At 67.0% G+C, this 17,053-nt stretch carries 12 protein-coding genes; 5 read left to right on the forward strand and 7 right to left on the reverse strand.

Annotation, left to right across the window (positions count from 1 at the left end; genetic code table 11):
• Positions 1-60: 60 nt before the first annotated feature.
• Positions 61-1,263, reverse strand: coding sequence for an extracellular solute-binding protein (locus AWU67_RS00790; RefSeq protein ID WP_234407308.1), 1,203 nt, complete (start codon positions 1,261-1,263; stop codon positions 61-63).
• 88 nt (positions 1,264-1,351) lie between these two features.
• The gene (locus AWU67_RS00795; RefSeq protein WP_067225572.1) at positions 1,352-2,428 is read right to left on the reverse strand and encodes an ABC transporter ATP-binding protein; all 1,077 of its coding nucleotides are present in this window, start codon (positions 2,426-2,428) and stop codon (positions 1,352-1,354) included.
• Between the two features lie 213 nt (positions 2,429-2,641).
• Between AWU67_RS00795 and AWU67_RS00800 the strand changes: the two genes are divergently transcribed.
• From AWU67_RS00800 to AWU67_RS00810, 3 genes are all read left to right on the forward strand, one after another.
• Positions 2,642-3,394, forward strand: a complete 753-nt coding sequence (locus AWU67_RS00800; protein ID WP_067225574.1) for a FadR/GntR family transcriptional regulator — start codon at positions 2,642-2,644, stop codon at positions 3,392-3,394.
• A gap of 80 nt (positions 3,395-3,474) precedes the next feature.
• Positions 3,475-4,176, forward strand: coding sequence for a cache domain-containing protein (locus AWU67_RS00805; protein WP_067225576.1), 702 nt, complete (start codon positions 3,475-3,477; stop codon positions 4,174-4,176).
• Positions 4,177-4,452: 276 nt separating this feature from the next.
• Entirely contained in the window at positions 4,453-5,061 is a 609-nt protein-coding gene (locus AWU67_RS00810) for a 2-phosphosulfolactate phosphatase (RefSeq protein WP_067225578.1), read from the forward strand.
• A gap of 28 nt (positions 5,062-5,089) precedes the next feature.
• On the opposite strand, the gene AWU67_RS00815 is transcribed toward AWU67_RS00810, so the two are convergent.
• The 5 genes from AWU67_RS00815 to AWU67_RS00835 form a co-directional block, all read right to left on the reverse strand.
• Complete coding sequence (locus AWU67_RS00815) at positions 5,090-5,677, reverse strand: CGNR zinc finger domain-containing protein (RefSeq protein WP_067225580.1); 588 nt, start codon at positions 5,675-5,677, stop codon at positions 5,090-5,092.
• A 42-nt stretch (positions 5,678-5,719) separates the two neighbouring features.
• Positions 5,720-6,250 carry a SprT-like domain-containing protein gene (locus tag AWU67_RS00820; RefSeq protein ID WP_067225582.1) on the reverse strand — a complete coding sequence of 177 codons (531 nt, stop codon included), beginning with the start codon at positions 6,248-6,250 and terminating at the stop codon, positions 5,720-5,722.
• A 45-nt stretch (positions 6,251-6,295) separates the two neighbouring features.
• The gene (locus AWU67_RS00825; RefSeq protein WP_067225583.1) at positions 6,296-6,811 is read right to left on the reverse strand and encodes a hypothetical protein; all 516 of its coding nucleotides are present in this window, start codon (positions 6,809-6,811) and stop codon (positions 6,296-6,298) included.
• Between the two features lie 167 nt (positions 6,812-6,978).
• Positions 6,979-8,046 carry a PQQ-dependent sugar dehydrogenase gene (locus AWU67_RS00830; protein WP_234407309.1) on the reverse strand — a complete coding sequence of 356 codons (1,068 nt, stop codon included), beginning with the start codon at positions 8,044-8,046 and terminating at the stop codon, positions 6,979-6,981.
• A gap of 294 nt (positions 8,047-8,340) precedes the next feature.
• Positions 8,341-9,216, reverse strand: coding sequence for a spermidine synthase (locus AWU67_RS00835; protein ID WP_067225587.1), 876 nt, complete (start codon positions 9,214-9,216; stop codon positions 8,341-8,343).
• A 362-nt stretch (positions 9,217-9,578) separates the two neighbouring features.
• Between AWU67_RS00835 and rpoB the strand changes: the two genes are divergently transcribed.
• Positions 9,579-13,067: a DNA-directed RNA polymerase subunit beta gene (gene rpoB, locus AWU67_RS00840; protein ID WP_067225588.1), complete on the forward strand. Its 3,489-nt coding sequence runs from the start codon at positions 9,579-9,581 to the stop codon at positions 13,065-13,067.
• A 43-nt stretch (positions 13,068-13,110) separates the two neighbouring features.
• Positions 13,111-17,004: a DNA-directed RNA polymerase subunit beta' gene (gene rpoC / locus AWU67_RS00845; RefSeq protein ID WP_067225590.1), complete on the forward strand. Its 3,894-nt coding sequence runs from the start codon at positions 13,111-13,113 to the stop codon at positions 17,002-17,004.
• The last annotated feature ends 49 nt before the right edge of the window (positions 17,005-17,053 follow it).

Consider the following 17,053-nt stretch of genomic DNA (forward strand, 5'->3'; position numbering starts at 1 on the left):
TTCGATCGATGACGGGTGGGGGCGGATGGGCGGGCCGGCTCGGCCCGCCCATCCGGGCGACTAGCTCTTGACGGTGAGCCAGGCGTCCGTCCACTGCTGGAAGTTCGTGCAGACGGCATCCGTGCGGCCGTCGATGCACTGCTCGATCGGGGTCGTCCAGAACCAGACCTTCTCGAAGTACTCCTCGTCGGTGGCGTTGAAGTAGTCGCAGTGCGCGGCGGCCTCATCGTTGAGCTCACAGAACGCGGCGTTGGCCGGGGCCATGCCGAAGTTCATGGCGATGGCTCCGTTGACCTCGGGTGAGCTGGTGTAATCCATCCATGCGTAGGCGCAGTTGGGGCTCTTGGACTCGGCGCCGATCATCCACGCGTCAGACCAGCCGGTCGAGCCCTCGCTGGGCAGCACGCTCTTGAACTTGTCCTCGCCGGTCAGCTTGCGCAGGATCTCCCACGAGGTGCCGAGGTTGGTGGTGCCGCCCATGAAGGAGGTGATCTGTGCGGCAGGGTCGGCCCAGTACTCGGAGACGATCTTGTTCTGCTGCTTGAGCAGCTTGATTGCGGCGTCGAGCTGGGTCTGGTCCAGGGCATACGGGTTGGTGATGCCGAGGTCCGGCTCGTGCGCCATCAGGTAGACGGCGGCATCCGCGATGTAGATCGGCGCGTCATAGCCGATGATCTGGCCGGCGTAGGGGCTGTCCGCCTCCCAAGCGACGTCCCAGCTGGTCGGGGTCTCGGTGACGACCTCGCTGTTGTACTGCAGGATGTTGGCGCCGCGTCCGATCGGCACACCGTAGGACTTGCCGTTGATGGTGTCGTAGATCTGGCCCTTCATGCCGGGCACGATGTCGTCGCCGAAGTTCGGCACGAGGTCCAGGTTGATCGGGGCGACGTCGCCGCCGGCGATCAGGCGAAGGCTGGCGTCGCCGGATGCCGACACGAGGTCGTAGTCGCCGGTGCGCATCAGCTGCACCATCTCGTCGCTGGTTCCCGCAACACGGCGGTTGACCGTGCATCCGGTGTCTGCGGTGAACTGGTCGCTCCAGGCGGGCTCGACGAAGCCGCTCCAGGCGACGATGTTGAGTTCCTTCTCCATGTCGCCCATCGCGGAGTGCGTCGGCACGTCGGGTACGTCGATGCTGAGGCCGCCGGAGCTGCCGGGGGCCGCGGCGTCGGTGCTGCAGCCGGTGAGGGCGAGGGCCGCCGCGGCGACGAACGCTGCGCCGGCGAGCATGGTGGGTCGCCCGCTGAACATCTTTGATCGCATGGAAACGCTCCTTCTGTCTTCTGTGGTGAGTGGGTGGGTGATGCGGGTGGTGCTGTGGTGCTGCTGGTGGGGCGTTGCCGGATGCCGGTCAGGCGACGAGGGTCGCGTGATCACTGGTCCAGCCGACGCGCACGCGGTCGCCGCGGCCGAAGGCCGGCTCCGCGTTGGGGTGGTCGTCGTTGGCGCGCTCGGCGGTGAGGCGCTGGCCGTCCTCGGTGTCGACGAGGAACCGGGTGGTCGGGCCGGTGTAGACGGCCTCGGCGACGGTGCCGAGGAACGAGGTCTCGTTCGGGCCGGCCGCGGCGTCGGCCGCGCTCAGTCGCACCCGTTCCGGCCGCACGCTGACCAGCTTCGCGCCGGGCTGGTCGCTGCGGATCAGGTTGGAGAGGCCGAGGAAGCGGGCAACGAACTCGGTCTTCGGGAACTCGTAGACCTCGCGGGCGCTGCCGATCTGCTCGATCCGGCCGTTGTTGAACACGGCGACGCGGTCGCTCAGTGTGAGCGCCTCTTCCTGGTCGTGGGTGACGAAAATGAAGGTGATGCCGACTTCGCGCTGGATCTGCTTGAGTTCGATCTGCATCTCCTCGCGCAGCTGCTTGTCGAGGGCGCCGAGCGGCTCGTCCAGCAGCAGCACCTGCGGGCGCATGATGAGGGCGCGCGCCAGCGCGATCCGCTGGCGCTGCCCGCCGGAGAGCTGGTGCGGCAGGCGGTCGGCGACGGCCAAGAGGCGCACCTGCTCGAGGGACGAACGCACCTGGGCCTCGCGGTCGCTGCGGTTGGTGCCGCCCACGCGCAGGCCGTAGCCCACGTTCTCGGCGATGGTCAGGTGGGGGAACAGCGCGTAGTCCTGGAACACCGTGTTCACCGGGCGGGCGTGCGGCGGAACCTGGGTGACGTCGCTGCCGCTCAGGTGGATGCTGCCGCCGGTGACGGTCTCGAATCCGGCGATCATGCGCAGCACAGTGGTCTTGCCGGAGCCGGACGGCCCGAGCATCGAGAGGAATTCGCCGGGCTGCACCTCAAGGTCGAGCTGTTCGACGGCGGTGAAATCACCGAAGTGCTTCGAGACCTGGCTGAGGGTCACCGTTCCCGGGAGGGAACGGGGGGAGTCCGAGGACCGGGGGGAATCCGAAACTGACGGGGCTTGCTGGGCGGACGCGCGCACTGTGCGGACTCCTTAGATCGGCGGTGAAGTCAAAGGTGAGTGTTAACCTATAGAACTAGATGTCATATTTCAAGCCGGGCGCGAAGCGACGCCCCGAATGCGCACTTGTGCCCGGTTCGGTGTGAGAATTGACCGATGGATGCCGCCGGAACACGGGAGCCCCACGCGCCTGACGCGGGGGCAGGTCGGGCGGCGGTTCAGAACGGGGGAGTCGTGCCAGAGCCGAAGGCAGATCGGCCGACGTCGCCGCGCCGTCTCGAGGGCGCGCTGTTCCAGTCGATCGGGGATGCCGGCCGCGCCGAGCTCGTCGAACGGCGGCTCGCCGATGCCATCACAGGTGGCCTGCTCCGCGCCGGCGAACGCCTGCCGTCCGAGTCCGACCTCGCCCGCACCTTCGGCGTCGCCCCGGCCACGGTGCGGGAGTCCCTGCTCGGCCTGCGGGCACGCGGACTCGTCGTCACCCGGCGCGGGCGCAACGGCGGCAGCTTCGTCGCCGAGGGGGCCGACCCGCTGAGCCACGCGCTCGAATCGCTCCGCAACTCCTCCCGTCTGGCGCTGCGCGATCTCGGCGCCCACTACGCGGCGATCACCGCCGCCTGCGTGCGCCTCGCCGCCCGCCGTGCGGTGCCCACCGAAGTGGAGCAGCTGCGCACCCGCTTCGAACGTCTCGACGAGGCCGACCTGGAGCAGTGGCGGCGCACCCTGGACGACGTGCAGATCGAGCTGGTCGCGCTCAGCCAGTCGGCGAGACTGACCAGGGAGCAGATGCGCCTGCAGGCCGAGATATCCCCGCTGCTGCGCCTGGTCGACACCGTGGCCGAATACCGCGGTGCCCAACGCGCCCTGCTGCTGGCCGTCATCGATGCCGTCGAGCGCGGCGACGCTGCCGGCGCCGTCGAGGCCACAGAGCAGATGGTGGATGCCGTCATCGACGCGCTCATCGAAATGCAGTCGCGCCCGGCCTGAGCTGGCCCGGAGTGCTCTTCTCTGGATAGGATCCGACGACCACAGCTACGAGGCTGTGACGACCGCGGGAGCACGAAGCCATGTTGACGACGACACATTCCGTGGCACTCCGGGCGGCCGAGATCGTGTCCGAGTACTTCAGCGCCCCCATCAGCGCCCTCGAGCAGACGGCCCAAACCCTCGGCGGCCAGCTCGCCGAGGCCAGGAGCGCCGGTCAGCTCACCGCCGCCCAACTCGACCTGCTGGTCGAGCCGCACGCGCACACCGCGCTCGCGCTCGCCGAGGCGCGGGTCTACGGCGCCGGCTTCATCGCCGCCGTCGACCTGCTCTCCGGCGCCAGGAACCACCTGTCCTGGTGGCAGGGCGATGACCGCGGCAAGCTGGTGCTCGCCGCGCAGTCGGTCAACAAGGAGTTCATCGACTACAGCGACTTCGAGTGGTATCGGGTGCCGATGATGACCGGTGCCTCGCACGTGGCCGGGCCGCACGTCGACTACCTCTGCAGCGACGAGTACACGGTCACCGTCGCGGCCCCCGTGCACATCGACGGCGACTTCGTCGGCGTCGCCGGACTCGACATGCTCATCGACTCGGTGGAACGCCAGCTGATGCCGCGCCTCAGCGCCCTCGACGCTCCCGTCACGCTGGTCAACGGCGTCGGCCGAGTGATTGTGTCCACGGATGCCGGCCACACCACCGGCGACGCCGTGCGCGGTGGCCGGCTCGCCGAGCTCGCCCGCACCCGCTGCGCCGGGGTCGAGCTCGACATCATCCTCGGCTGAGCCGGCGCTGGTTGAGCCGCCCCCGCTGGTTGAGCCGCCCCGCTGGTTGAGCCGCCCCCGCTGGCTGAGCCCCCGCTGGTTGAGCTTGTCGAAACCTCGCACCCCGTTTCTTGAGCTTGTCGATACCCGTTTTCCGTTGGTTGAGCCTGTCGAAACCCGTTTTCCGTTGGTTGAGCTTGTCGAAACCCGGCAAGCACCGGTAACTGTTCACAGGTTGCCTTGGACTGGGCTGCCGCCTTTCGCGACGCTGCGCGTCACGCATGCCACCATGGAACGGTGAGCACAGCAGCCGTCATCCCTCCCGCCCCCACCGCCCAGGCCAAGTACCAGGTGCGCTTCGACTGGGGCCTGGCCGGTGCAGCCCGCATCGCGCCGGGCGCCGACGTGCTGGTCTGGGTCGACGTGTTGGGCCCCGCCTGGCGCGCACGGCAGGGCATCGAGGATGCCGCAGCGGCGCCTGCCCAGACGCCGACCGAGGTGCCCGCCGCTCTTCCTCCGCACATTCCCGTGCTCCGCGCCGGATTCGGCAACGCCGCCGCCACGGCGCGCTGGATCACCGACCTGCAGCACCGGCTCGGTCACCGCGCGATGATCGCGATCGTCGCCGCGGGGGAGTCGGAGACCGACGGCGTGCGCTTCGCCGTCGAGGACCAGCTGGCTGCCGGCGCCGTGATCGACGCACTGGCCACCCTCGGCACCGACTACTGCTCGCCGGAAGCCGCTGCCAGCTGCGCCGCCTTCACCGGTCTGCGCGGCGCCGTCGCCCACCTGCTCACGGCCAGCGCCTCGGCGCAGCAGCTCGTGGCGGCCGGTGTCGCACCGGCGCAGATCCGCGCGGCCGGCGTACTTGATTCAGAAGAGCAGGCGGACGTTGTGCGCGGCTGAGACGCGTCGCTCCTGAGCCGCCGGGTCGCTACTGGGCCTGCGCGGCTGCCTTCGCCCGGTGCTTGCGCACCTTGGCGCGGTTGCCGCAGCGCTGCATCGAGCACCAACGCCGACTGCCCGCCCGGGAGGTGTCGAGGTAGATGATCGAGCAGTCGTCGGCCGAGCAGGGGTGGATGCGCCCGCCGGCCTCCGGCCCGAACAGACGAACCGCCTCCCGGGCGAGCGTCGAGAGCGCCTGCGGAACGCGCACGCTGGCGTGCCCGGCCTGGCGGTTCCCACCGGGGAGTGCAGGCGGCACGTCGGGGGTGGCCGCGAACAGGTTGACGATGTCGATGTCGGATGCCGGCAGCTCCTCGCCCGCGGCGGCGGCCACGGCCAGCCGGGCGATCGCGTCGCGCAGCCCGCGAGCATCCTCGAGGTCCCCTGGCCGCGGAACGCCCTGCACCTCGCCGAAGCGCTCGCCGAGCCAGCCGAGCAGATCATCCAGGCCCAGCAGCAGCTCGGCGCCGGCGCCGGAGTCGTCGTCCGGGTCGGCCACGAGGGGGCCGGTGTAGGCGAAATCCAGCGCAGCGGAACCGGAGTCGAACCACCAGCGAGTGCCCTCAACCGGGGTCAACCACTGCCCCGTGGGATCTGAACGCTCGCGACTGCCATGTAACTACGGTATCGGGTTACCCAGGGTGGCTTGCGCGCCCTGCACCCTGCCACCGGCAGCCGCGAGGCGCCGCGCCGCGGGGGTGATCACCCGGTGCTCCCAGGAGATCAGGTTGGCGGCAGAGAACCCGCGGCCGCACAGCCCACACGAGAGGTCGCGCACCGGCTTGCGGTAGCGGTAGTGCGCGTGCCCGGCGGGGCAGTGGCCAAGCCAGGGTGCGAGCTCGTCGGCGATCTCGCCGTGGTGGGTGCGCTCGCCCTCGTAGCCGAGCTCGCGGGCGGTCGCCGCCCAGCGCGGGCCATGCCCGGCCCGGGGGCCGACCAGCGCGTGCGCGACCTCGTGCAGCAGGATCTGATGGATCTCGTCGTCGTCGTAACGGGCAGCCAGATAGCGCGAGACGGTGATGTGCTTCGAGGTGAAGTTGCAGAGGCCGGCGCGCTTCTTCGCATTGTCGAAGCCGAACGACCAGGCGGGGTCGAGGTGCAGGGCGATCAGCGCGTTCGCCCAGTGCCTCACGCGGTCAAGATCTGCCATGGCATGAGGATACTGCGCGGCACCGACGCCGAGGAATAGCGATATTCAGCGGCTCAGCGAGATCCGGCCGGCGATCGGCAGGGTCTCCATCATCGACTCGGCGAGCAGCGACTCGACCACCAGCACCGAGGTCAGCGAGGCCTCCATCAGGTCGGCCGGTGCGCCGTGCTTCTCACGCAGGAACACCGCCGCCTTGAAATCGATGAGGGCGGATGACAGGTCTCCCGCGTCGAAGTGCACCTTGCCGCGGTGCTGCCGGGCGAAGGCCTCGATGCGGGTCCACTCGTGTGTGGCGGCATCCTCGACGACGGCCGACATCTCAGATTCCGCCTCGACCAGCTTGCCCTGGAACTGCAGCACCTGGGCCCGCCGCAGCCTGGCCTTGACGTTGTCTTTGCGGTCCCCGGTGAAGCGGGTGAGGCGCAGCGCCTCGTTGGCAACCTCGAAGGCCTCGTCGAGACGGCCGAGCAGCCGCAGCAGCGCGGTGCGCTCGGCCAGCGCGCTCAGGCTGCGCAACTCTGCGAGTTCGGCGAGGCGCTCTTCGGCGGCCTGCAGGTCCACCTTCTCGCGCAGGGTGACGGGGTCGTAGCCAAGAATGATGCTCAGGGGGTCTTCCAGACGTGCGTCGCGAGGCTATCGCGTGGCGGGGTGTTCCCTCCACGATAACCCGCGACGGGCCCGCACGCAGCCACACCCGCGGACCGGTCGCCGTCCGCAGGTGCCGCCTCTCAGCCGGGCGCCGGCGCGAGCGCCACCTGCCACAGCCTGTCGTCGTCGATGCCCGGGTCGCCGCGCCCGTCGGTGTTGTTGCTGAGGAACCACAGCGTGCCGTCCGGGCCGGCCGCGACGTCGCGGATGCGCCCGAACTCCCCGACGAACCAGGGCGTCGCCGGCTGGCCGGAATCCGGCACCCAGCGCCACAGGCGCTCGCCGCGCAGCGCCGCGATGAACACGGTGTCGTTCACCACGGCCAGACCGCTCGGGCTGGCCTCGTCCGTCGGCCACTGCTGCACAGGGTCGACGAAGCGCGGGTCGCCCGCTGCCCCCTCGACGACGGGCCAGCCATAGTTGCTGCCCGGGGTCACCAGGTTCAGCTCGTCCCAGGTGTCCTGCCCGAACTCGGCGGCCCAGAGGCGCCCGCGGGAATCCCAGCCGATGCCCTGCGGGTTGCGGTGGCCGAGGCTCCAGACCAGGTTGCCGAACGGGTTGTCGGCCGGCACGGCCCCCGTCGGACTCATCCGCAGGATCTTGCCGCCGAGGTAGTCGGTGCTCTGGGCGCCCTCACGGTTGCCGGCGTCGCCGGCGGTGGCGTAGAGCATGCCGTCCGGGCCGAAGGCGATGCGCCCGCCGTCGTGGTTGCTGGCGCGAGGGATCCCGCCGGTGACGGGCTCGGCCGCGCCGAGCGCGAGAGCGCCCGGCGCGCCCTGCAGCTGCATCCGCACGATGCGGTTGTCGGAGTCGCTGGTGAAGTAGGCGTACACCCAGGTTCCGGGGGAGCCCGCTTCGGCCGCGAGGGCGGCCAACCCGAGCAGCCCGCCCTCGCCACCGGGCGCAACCCCGGCCACGGTGCCGACGACTCGTGTGCTGCCGTCCGCCAACAGTTCGAGCACGTCAGCGCTGTCGCGCTCGCTGATGAGCGTGGTGCCATCCGGCACTGCCATGCCGTCGGCGGTGGTGACCGCGCTCCCGGCGCGCGCGCCGACGCCGGCCGCCGTCAGGCGCAAGATCGACCATGGCGCGTCGAGCCGGCTGGTGACCACACTCGGCGCGCCGCTGGGCTGCACCGGAACGAGCACGGGCTGAGCGGATGCCGGGGCGCTTGCCGTCGGCCGCGGCTCGGCGCTCGCCGTCGCACCCGTGCTCGGGGGAGTCGGCGCCGGGGCTGTGCAGCCGGCGAGCAGCAGCGCTGGCAGTAATAGTGCAGGCAGCGCGGCAGGCAGCGCGGCGAGCGACCTCGTGCGCGAGCCCCCGGGCCCGCGGTGCGTGTACGGTCCGCTCATGGGCGCCTCCCGTCTTCCGGAATCCACCCAGTCTCCGCCATCGCGCTCGCCGCGGCCACCTGTGTCCCAGAGGTGCCGGCCCGGCGCGGATTAGCGCTTCAGCGTGAAGATGGTGCGTTCCGGCAGTGGCGAGGCGGTCGCCGTGTCATCCGTGACGATGCTGCCGGCGTTCGCGAAGGCGTCGAGCTCGGCCCCGTCGATCACCTTGGCCGGGTGCGGCCCGCCCGCGAGCAGGCGCGGCAGCCAGTCCGTGTCGATCGGGTTCGGCGCCGCCACGAACACGAAGTTGCCGAAGCGGCGACCCTTCAACACCTGCGCCTCGGCCATCGCGATCACGTGCGGCAGCACCGAGCGCAGCGTCGCCGCCTGCGCCTTGGCGAAGGCCGAGCCGGGGCCGTCGGCCACGTTGACCAGGATCACGCCGCGCGGCGAGAGCAGCGGGGCGGCGAGGGCGTAGAACTCGCGGCTGGTCACGTGGGCCGGTGTGCGCGCGCCGGAAAAGATGTCGATGACGACGAGGTCAACGGTGCCGTGCAGGCCCGGCGGCAGCTTGCCGAGCACCTCGCGGGCGTCGCCGTGCCGCACCCGGATCTGCGCGCGCTTCGACCACGGCAGCTCGGTGCGCACGAACTCGACGAGGTCGCTCTCGATCTCGACAACCTGCTGCCGAGAGCCCGGCCGGGTCGCCTCCACGTAGCGGGGGATGGTGAGCGCGCCGGCACCCAGGTGCACCGCGGTGATCGGCTCGCCCGGGTCGCCGATCAGGTCGATGACGTGGCCCATGCGCTGGATGTACTCGAAGAACAGCTCGCCGGGGTTGGCCATGTTCACGTGGGACTGCGGGGTGCCGTCGACGACCAGCTGGTAGGCGCCGTCGACGTATTCGTCCGGCGCGATCTCCGCCAGGTGCCCGCTGAGGCCGAGCGTCACGCTCGGGATGTCGTCATTGCCGCGCCGTGAACCCATGCCACAAGGGTACGTCCCCTGGCGCGGGGCGCAGCGTCGCGAAAGGCGGCAGCCAGAATCCGCGGAATCGGGCGGACGGTTGCCGGGGTTTGGCTGGTTTCGACAGGCCACATGAGCGCGAAACGAGGCCTCCGAAGGGCGAAGCTGCGTTATACCCGAGAATTCAAATCAGGTCAACATTTGGCTGGACATGGCGCGCCAACGCGCCTATAGTTGATCTTTGCGCTCCCAGACATTTCTATGCCCTCATATTGCGGTCGGCCTTGTGTCTCCTCGGTTTTCCGAGGCGCCACGCATTGAGCGTCTGTGGAGTTCTCCTTACTGATCGTAACGACCCGACGGGGTCCACGGAGGTTATTTCCTTGGCTGCTGCGCGCAACGCAACCACCAACACACCCAAGAACGGTCGCGCCGCATCGCGTCTCTCGTTCGCAAAGATCACTGACACCCTGACGGTCCCTGACCTTCTGGCTCTGCAGACCGAGAGCTTTGACTGGCTCGTCGGTAACGACGCCTGGAAGGCTCGTCTTGCAGAGGCAAAGGCCGAGGGTCGTACAGACCTGCCGGAGCACACCGGCCTCGACGAGATCTTCGAGGAGATCTCGCCCATCGAGGACCTCGGCGAAACGATGCAGCTCAGCTTCACCAACCCGGAGCTCGAGCCTGAGAAGTACACCATCGACGAGTGCAAGCAGAAGGGCAAGACCTACTCTGCGCCCCTCTACGTGAACGCCGAGTTCATGAACCACCTCACCGGTGAGATCAAGACTCAGACCGTGTTCATGGGTGACTTCCCGCTGATGACCCCCAAGGGCACCTTCGTGATCAACGGCTCGGAGCGCGTCGTCGTCTCCCAGCTCGTTCGTTCGCCCGGTGTGTACTTTGAGCGCCAGCAGGAGAAGACCTCCGACAAGGACATCTTCTCTGCCCGCGTGATCCCGAGCCGTGGTGCATGGCTCGAGTTCGAGATCGACAAGCGCGACCAGGTCGGCGTTCGCATCGACCGCAAGCGCAAGCAGTCCGTCACCGTGTTCCTCAAGGCTCTCGGACTCACCTCCGAAGAGATCATGGAGGAGTTCAAGGGCTTCGCATCGATCGAGCTCACCCTCGAGAAGGACGCCATCCTCACCAAGGAAGAGGCGCTCAAGGACATCTACCGCAAGCTCCGCCCGGGCGAGCAGGTTGCCGCCGAGGCCGCGCGTGCGCTGCTGGACAACTTCTACTTCAACCCGAAGCGCTACGACCTGGCCAAGGTCGGTCGTTACAAGATCAACAACAAGCTCGGCCTCGAGGCCCCGCTGACCGACTCGGTGCTGACCGTCCAGGACATCATCGCGACGATCAAGTACCTCGTTTCGCTGCACGACGGCCAGACCACGATCCGTGGCACCCGTCAGGGCAAGGCTGTTGACCTGCGCATCGACACCGACGACATCGACAACTTCGGTAACCGTCGTATCCGCGCCGTCGGCGAGCTGATCCAGAACCAGGTCCGCACCGGTCTCTCCCGCATGGAGCGCGTCGTTCGCGAGCGCATGACCACGCAGGACATCGAGGCGATCACCCCGCAGACCCTGATCAACGTGCGCCCCGTCGTCGCCGCGATCAAGGAGTTCTTCGGAACCAGCCAGCTGTCCCAGTTCATGGACCAGAACAACCCCCTCGCGGGTCTGACGCACAAGCGTCGTCTCTCCGCGCTGGGCCCGGGTGGTCTGTCCCGTGACCGCGCCGGTGTTGAGGTTCGAGACGTTCACCCGTCCCACTACGGCCGCATGTGCCCGATTGAGACGCCTGAAGGCCCGAACATTGGTCTGATTGGTTCGCTCGCATCGTTCGCGCGCATCAACTCCTTCGGTTTCATCGAGACGCCGTACCGCAAGGTCGTCGACGGTGTCGTCACCGCGCAGATCGACTACCTGACCGCGATGGAAGAGGATGAGTACATCGTTGCTCAGGCCAACGCCCCGCTGAAGGCTGACGGTCGTTTCGCCGAGGACCGCGTTCTTGCTCGCAAGAAGGGCGGAGAGGTTGACCTCTTCGCACACGACGCAATTGGCTACATGGATGTCTCCCCGCGCCAGATGGTCTCGGTTGCAACCTCGCTGATTCCGTTCCTCGAGCACGATGACGCGAACCGCGCCCTCATGGGTGCCAACATGCAGCGTCAGGCTGTGCCGCTGCTGCGCAGCGACAGCCCGTACGTCGGTACCGGTATGGAAGGCTTCGCGGCCATCGATGCTGGTGACGTAGTCACCGCTGACAAGTCCGGTGTCGTCGCTGAGGTTTCGGCTGACGCCGTCACCATCCAGCTCGACGAGGGTGGCACGCAGAGCTACTTCATGCGCAAGTTCGACCGCTCCAACCAGGGCACCAGCTACAACAACCGTGTCGTCGTCTCCGCGGGTGACCGCATCGAGGCCGGCGAGGTTATTGCTGATGGCCCCGCGACCGACAACGGTGAGCTTGCCCTGGGCAAGAACCTGCTTGTCGCGTTCATGACGTGGGAGGGTCACAACTTCGAGGACGCCATCATCCTGAGCCAGAACCTGGTGAAGGATGACGTTCTCAGCTCGATTCACATCGAGGAGTACGACGTTGACGCTCGCGACACCAAGCTCGGCAAGGAAGAGATCACCCGTGACCTTCCGAACGTGAGCCCGGAGCTGCTGGCCGACCTCGACGAGCGCGGAATCATCCGCATTGGTGCAGAGGTTCGCCCCGGCGACATCCTCGTTGGCAAGGTCACGCCGAAGGGTGAGACCGAGCTCAGCGCCGAGGAGCGCCTGCTGCGCGCGATCTTCAACGAGAAGAGCCGCGAAGTCCGTGACACGAGCCTCAAGGTTCCCCACGGCGAGCAGGGCACCATCATCGGTGTCAAGGTCTTCGATTCCGAGCAGGATGACGAGCTCGGCTCTGGTGTGAACCAGCGCGTCGTCGTCTACATCGCCCAGAAGCGCAAGATCACCGAGGGTGACAAGCTCGCCGGTCGCCACGGCAACAAGGGTGTCATCTCCAAGATCCTTCCGGTCGAGGACATGCCCTTCCTTGCTGACGGCACCCCCGTCGACATCATCCTGAACCCGCTCGGTATCCCCGGTCGAATGAACTTCGGTCAGGTGCTGGAGACCCACCTTGGGTGGGTCGCCAAGCAGGGCTGGAAGGTTGAGGGAAGCCCCGCCTGGGCCAAGAAGCTGCCCAAGCAGGCTCACGAGGCTGCCCCCGGCACCAAGGTCGCGACGCCGGTATTCGACGGCGCGTCCGAGGAAGAGATCGAGGGTCTGCTTGACTCCACGACGCTCACCCGCGATGGCGACCGCCTGATCGACCGCACCGGAAAGGCCCTGCTGTTCGATGGCCGCTCCGGCGAGCCGTACCCGCAGCCGGTTTCTGTCGGCTACATGTACATCCTGAAGCTGCACCACCTCGTCGACGACAAGATTCACGCGCGTTCGACGGGCCCGTACTCGATGATCACCCAGCAGCCGCTCGGTGGTAAGGCGCAGTTCGGTGGACAGCGATTCGGTGAGATGGAGGTGTGGGCCCTCGAGGCCTATGGCGCCGCCTACGCACTGCAGGAGCTCCTCACGATCAAGTCCGATGACATCCTCGGCCGCGTCAAGGTCTACGAGGCCATCGTCAAGGGCGAGAACATCCAGGAGCCCGGCATCCCCGAGTCCTTCAAGGTTCTGATCAAGGAGATGCAGTCGCTCTGCCTGAACGTCGAGGTGCTCTCTGCTGATGGCACTGCCGTCAGCCTGCGCGACACGGATGACGAGGTGTTCCGCGCTGCGGAAGAGCTCGGCATCAACATCTCCGCCCGGTTCGAGTCGTCCTCCGTTGACGAGATTTAAGGCTGGCTTTTAGATGACTTCTGGAAATTTCCAAGGAGAGAAATTGCTCGACGCAACCACATTTGACGAGCTTCGTATTGGTCTGGCTACCGCCGACGACATCCGTCGTTGGTCGCACGGTGAGGTCAAGAAGCCCGAGACAATCAACTACCGCACCCTCAAGCCGGAGAAGGATGGTCTGTTCGGTGAGCAGATCTTCGGACCGAGCCGTGACTGGGAGTGCTCCTGCGGCAAGTACAAGCGTGTTCGCTTCAAGGGCATCGTTTGTGAGCGTTGTGGCGTAGAGGTCACGAAGTCGTCTGTGCGCCGTGAGCGCATGGGCCACATCGAGCTCGCCGCCCCCGTCACCCACATCTGGTACTTCAAGGGTGTTCCCTCGCGTCTCGGCTACCTGCTGGACATGGCGCCGAAGGACCTCGAGAAGGTCATCTACTTCGCCGCCTACATGGTGATCGACGTAGACGAAGACGGACGCCACCAGGACTCGCCCGGCCTTGAGAACGAGCTTCGCCTCGAGATCAAGACCATCGGCGACAGCCGGGACTCGCGCATCGCGAAGCGTCTGACCAAGCTCGAGGAAGACCTCGCCGCCCTGGAGGCGGAAGGCGCCAAGAGCGACCAGAAGAAGCGCACCAAGGATGCAGCCGAGAAGGAGATGAACCAGACCCGTAAGGCGGCGGACGAGCAGATCGCCCACCTCGAGCGTGTCTGGGAGGACTTCCGCAACCTCAAGGTCGGCGACCTGAAGCCGGAAGACTCCGTCTTCCACGAGCTGCAGGACCGCTTCGGCATGTACTTCGAGGCCTACATGGGCGCCGAGGCCATCAAGAAGCGCCTGGAGGCCTTCGACCTGGCCGCCGAGGCCGAGAACCTGCACCTGCAGATCACCGAGGGCAAGGGTCAGAAGAAGATCCGCGCCATCAAGCGTCTGCGCGTGGTGAGCTCCTTCCTGGCAACCGGCAACTCGCCGGCCGCCATGGTGCTCGACGTGGTTCCCGTGATCCCGCCGGAGCTGCGCCCGATGGTGCAGCTGGACGGTGGCCGCTTCGCGACCTCCGACCTCAACGACCTCTACCGTCGTGTGATCAACCGCAACAACCGTCTGCGTCGTCTGCTTGACCTCGGTGCCCCCGAGATCATCGTGAACAACGAGAAGCGCATGCTGCAGGAGGCCGTTGACGCACTGTTCGACAACGGTCGTCGTGGACGCCCCGTCACCGGTACCGGCAACCGCGCCCTCAAGTCCCTGAGCGACATGCTCAAGGGCAAGCAGGGTCGCTTCCGCCAGAACCTGCTCGGAAAGCGCGTTGACTACTCCGGCCGTTCGGTCATCATCGTCGGCCCGCAGCTGAAGCTGCACCAGTGTGGTCTGCCCAAGCAGATGGCGCTGGAGCTCTTCAAGCCGTTCGTGATCAAGCGCCTGATCGACCTGAGCCACGCTCAGAACATCAAGGCTGCAAAGCGCATGGTCGAGCGTTCACGCCCGCAGGTCTGGGACGTGCTCGAGGAGATCATCCGCGAGCGCCCCGTGCTGCTGAACCGCGCACCCACCCTGCACCGCCTGGGCATCCAGGCCTTCGAGCCGATGCTCGTCGAGGGTAAGGCCATTCAGCTGCACCCGCTCGTGTGTGCTGCGTTCAACGCCGACTTCGACGGTGACCAGATGGCTGTGCACCTGCCGCTGTCGGTCGAGGCCCAGGCCGAGGCCCGCATCCTGATGCTCGCCTCGAACAACATCCTGAAGCCGTCCGACGGCCGCCCGGTGACCCTGCCCACCCAGGACATGATCATCGGTCTGCACCACCTCACCACCGTCAAGGATGGTGTCGTCGGCGAAGGCCGTGCGTTCTCCTCTGTCTCTGAGGCGATCCTCGCCTTCGACCAGAAGTCGCTCGACCTCAACGCCAAGGTGCGCATCCGCCTCACCGACCAGCACTTCGCCGAGGGCACGCAGCCCGAGGGTGTCGAGCTGGTTGACGGCAAGGCTGTCGGAACCGTCCTGGTCAACACGTCGCTGGGTCGCGCCCTCTTCAACGAGGCGCTGCCGGCGAACTACCCGTACTTCGAGAAGGTGGCCGACAAGGGCACCATCTCGGAGATCGTGAACGACCTGGCCGAGCGTTACGCCAAGGTCGATGTTGCCGCTGCACTGGACAACATCAAGGATGCCGGTTTCAAGTGGGCTACCCGCTCGGGCGTGACCGTTGCGCTCAGCGACATCCTGACCCCGCCGAACAAGCGCGAGATCGTGGCCGGCTACGAGAAGCAGGCTGCCAAGGTCCAGAGCCAGTTCGACAAGGGTCTGACCACCGACCTCGAGCGTCGTCAGGAGCTCATCAAGATCTGGACCAAGGCGACCGAAGACGTCGCTGAGGCCATGCGCGCGAACTTCCCCGAGGACAACACCATCAACCGCATGGTGACCTCTGGTGCTCGTGGTAACTGGCTGCAGGTTCGTAACATCGCCGGTATGCGTGGTCTTGTGAACAACCCGAAGGGTGAGATCATCCCTCGCCCGATCATCTCGAGCTACCGCGAAGGCCTGTCCGTCGCCGAGTACTTCATTGCTACTCACGGTGCTCGTAAGGGTCTGGCCGACACCGCTCTGCGTACCGCAGACTCCGGTTACCTCACCCGTCGCCTCGTCGACGTGTCGCAGGACGTCATCATCCGTGAAGACGACTGTGGCACCGGCAAGGGCCTCGAGCTGCCCATCGCGGCCGAGGTTGATGGTGTGCTGGTTCGCGACTCCAACGTCGAGAACGCGGTCTACGCCCGCAGCCTGGCCGCAGCAGCGGTCAACGCCGCCGGCGAGGTCGTTGCCGAGGCCGGTGAGGACGTCGGTGACGTTCTGATCGACATGCTCATCGAGAAGGGCGTCGGCAGCATCAAGGTGCGCTCCGTCCTGACCTGTGAGTCGGCTGTTGGTGTGTGTGCGAAGTGCTACGGCCGTTCGCTCGCGACCGGCAAGCTCGTCGACATCGGTGAGGCCGTCGGTATCATCGCGGCCCAGTCGATCGGTGAGCCCGGAACCCAGCTGACGATGCGTACCTTCCACACCGGTGGTTCCGCATCCGCAGATGACATCACGCAGGGTCTGCCCCGCGTGCAGGAGCTCTTCGAGGCCCGTACCCCCAAGGGTGCGTCGCCGATCGTTGAGGCGCCTGGCCGCATCACCATCGAAGACACCGACCGCAACCGTCGCGTGATCCTCACCCCCGACTCGGGTGACGAGCCGATCGTCTACAACGTCCTGAAGCGCTCCACGCTTCTCGTTGAGGACGGCCAGCACGTCGAGCTCGGTCAGCAGGTCATCGTCGGCACGCTCGACCCGAAGGAAGTTCTTCGCGTCAAGGGTGTCCGCGAGGTGCAGAAGCACCTCGTCGGCGGCGTGCAGGGCGTTTACCGCTCGCAGGGTGTTCCGATCCACGACAAGCACATCGAGGTCATCGTTCGCCAGATGCTGCGCAAGGTCACCGTCGTCGACCACGGCGACACCGACCTCCTGCCCGGCGAGCTCGTCGACCGCATGAAGTACAACGAGCTCAACCGTGCTGCGCTCACCGAGGGCAAGAAGACGGCTTCGGCCCGTCAGGAAGTCATGGGTATCACCAAGGCTTCGCTGGCGACCGAGTCGTGGCTGTCGGCCGCTTCCTTCCAGGAGACCACCCGCGTTCTGACGCAGGCGGCCATGGAAGGCAAGAGCGACCCGCTGGTCGGCCTCAAGGAGAACGTCATCATCGGTAAGCTCATCCCGGCCGGCACCGGTCTGCCCCGTTACCGCGACGTCACCGTCGAGGCAACGGAGGAGGCCAAGGCCGAGCGTTACCCGAACCGCATCTTCACCGACGATGCATCGTTCAACGAGGGTGACCTGAGCTTTGTCGACTTCGACAGCTTCAGCTCGGACGACTTCACCCCGGGCAACTACAGCTAGCCTGTAGCCGCTCAACACAAGGCTCCGGATGCCGCTTCACGCGGCATCC

Source organism: Microterricola viridarii (assembly GCF_001542775.1).
Lineage (GTDB): Bacteria > Actinomycetota > Actinomycetes > Actinomycetales > Microbacteriaceae > Microterricola > Microterricola viridarii_A.

Excerpts from the sequence above, each read along its gene's own strand:
- AWU67_RS00790 (WP_234407308.1), bottom strand. The coding sequence starts at position 1,263 with ATGCGATCAAAGATGTTCAGCGGGCGACCCACCATGCTCGCCGGCGCA.
- AWU67_RS00835 (WP_067225587.1), bottom strand. The coding sequence starts at position 9,216 with ATGGGTTCACGGCGCGGCAATGACGACATCCCGAGCGTGACGCTCGGC.
- AWU67_RS00820 (WP_067225582.1), bottom strand. The coding sequence starts at position 6,250 with ATGGCAGATCTTGACCGCGTGAGGCACTGGGCGAACGCGCTGATCGCC.
- AWU67_RS00805 (WP_067225576.1), top strand. The coding sequence starts at position 3,475 with ATGTTGACGACGACACATTCCGTGGCACTCCGGGCGGCCGAGATCGTG.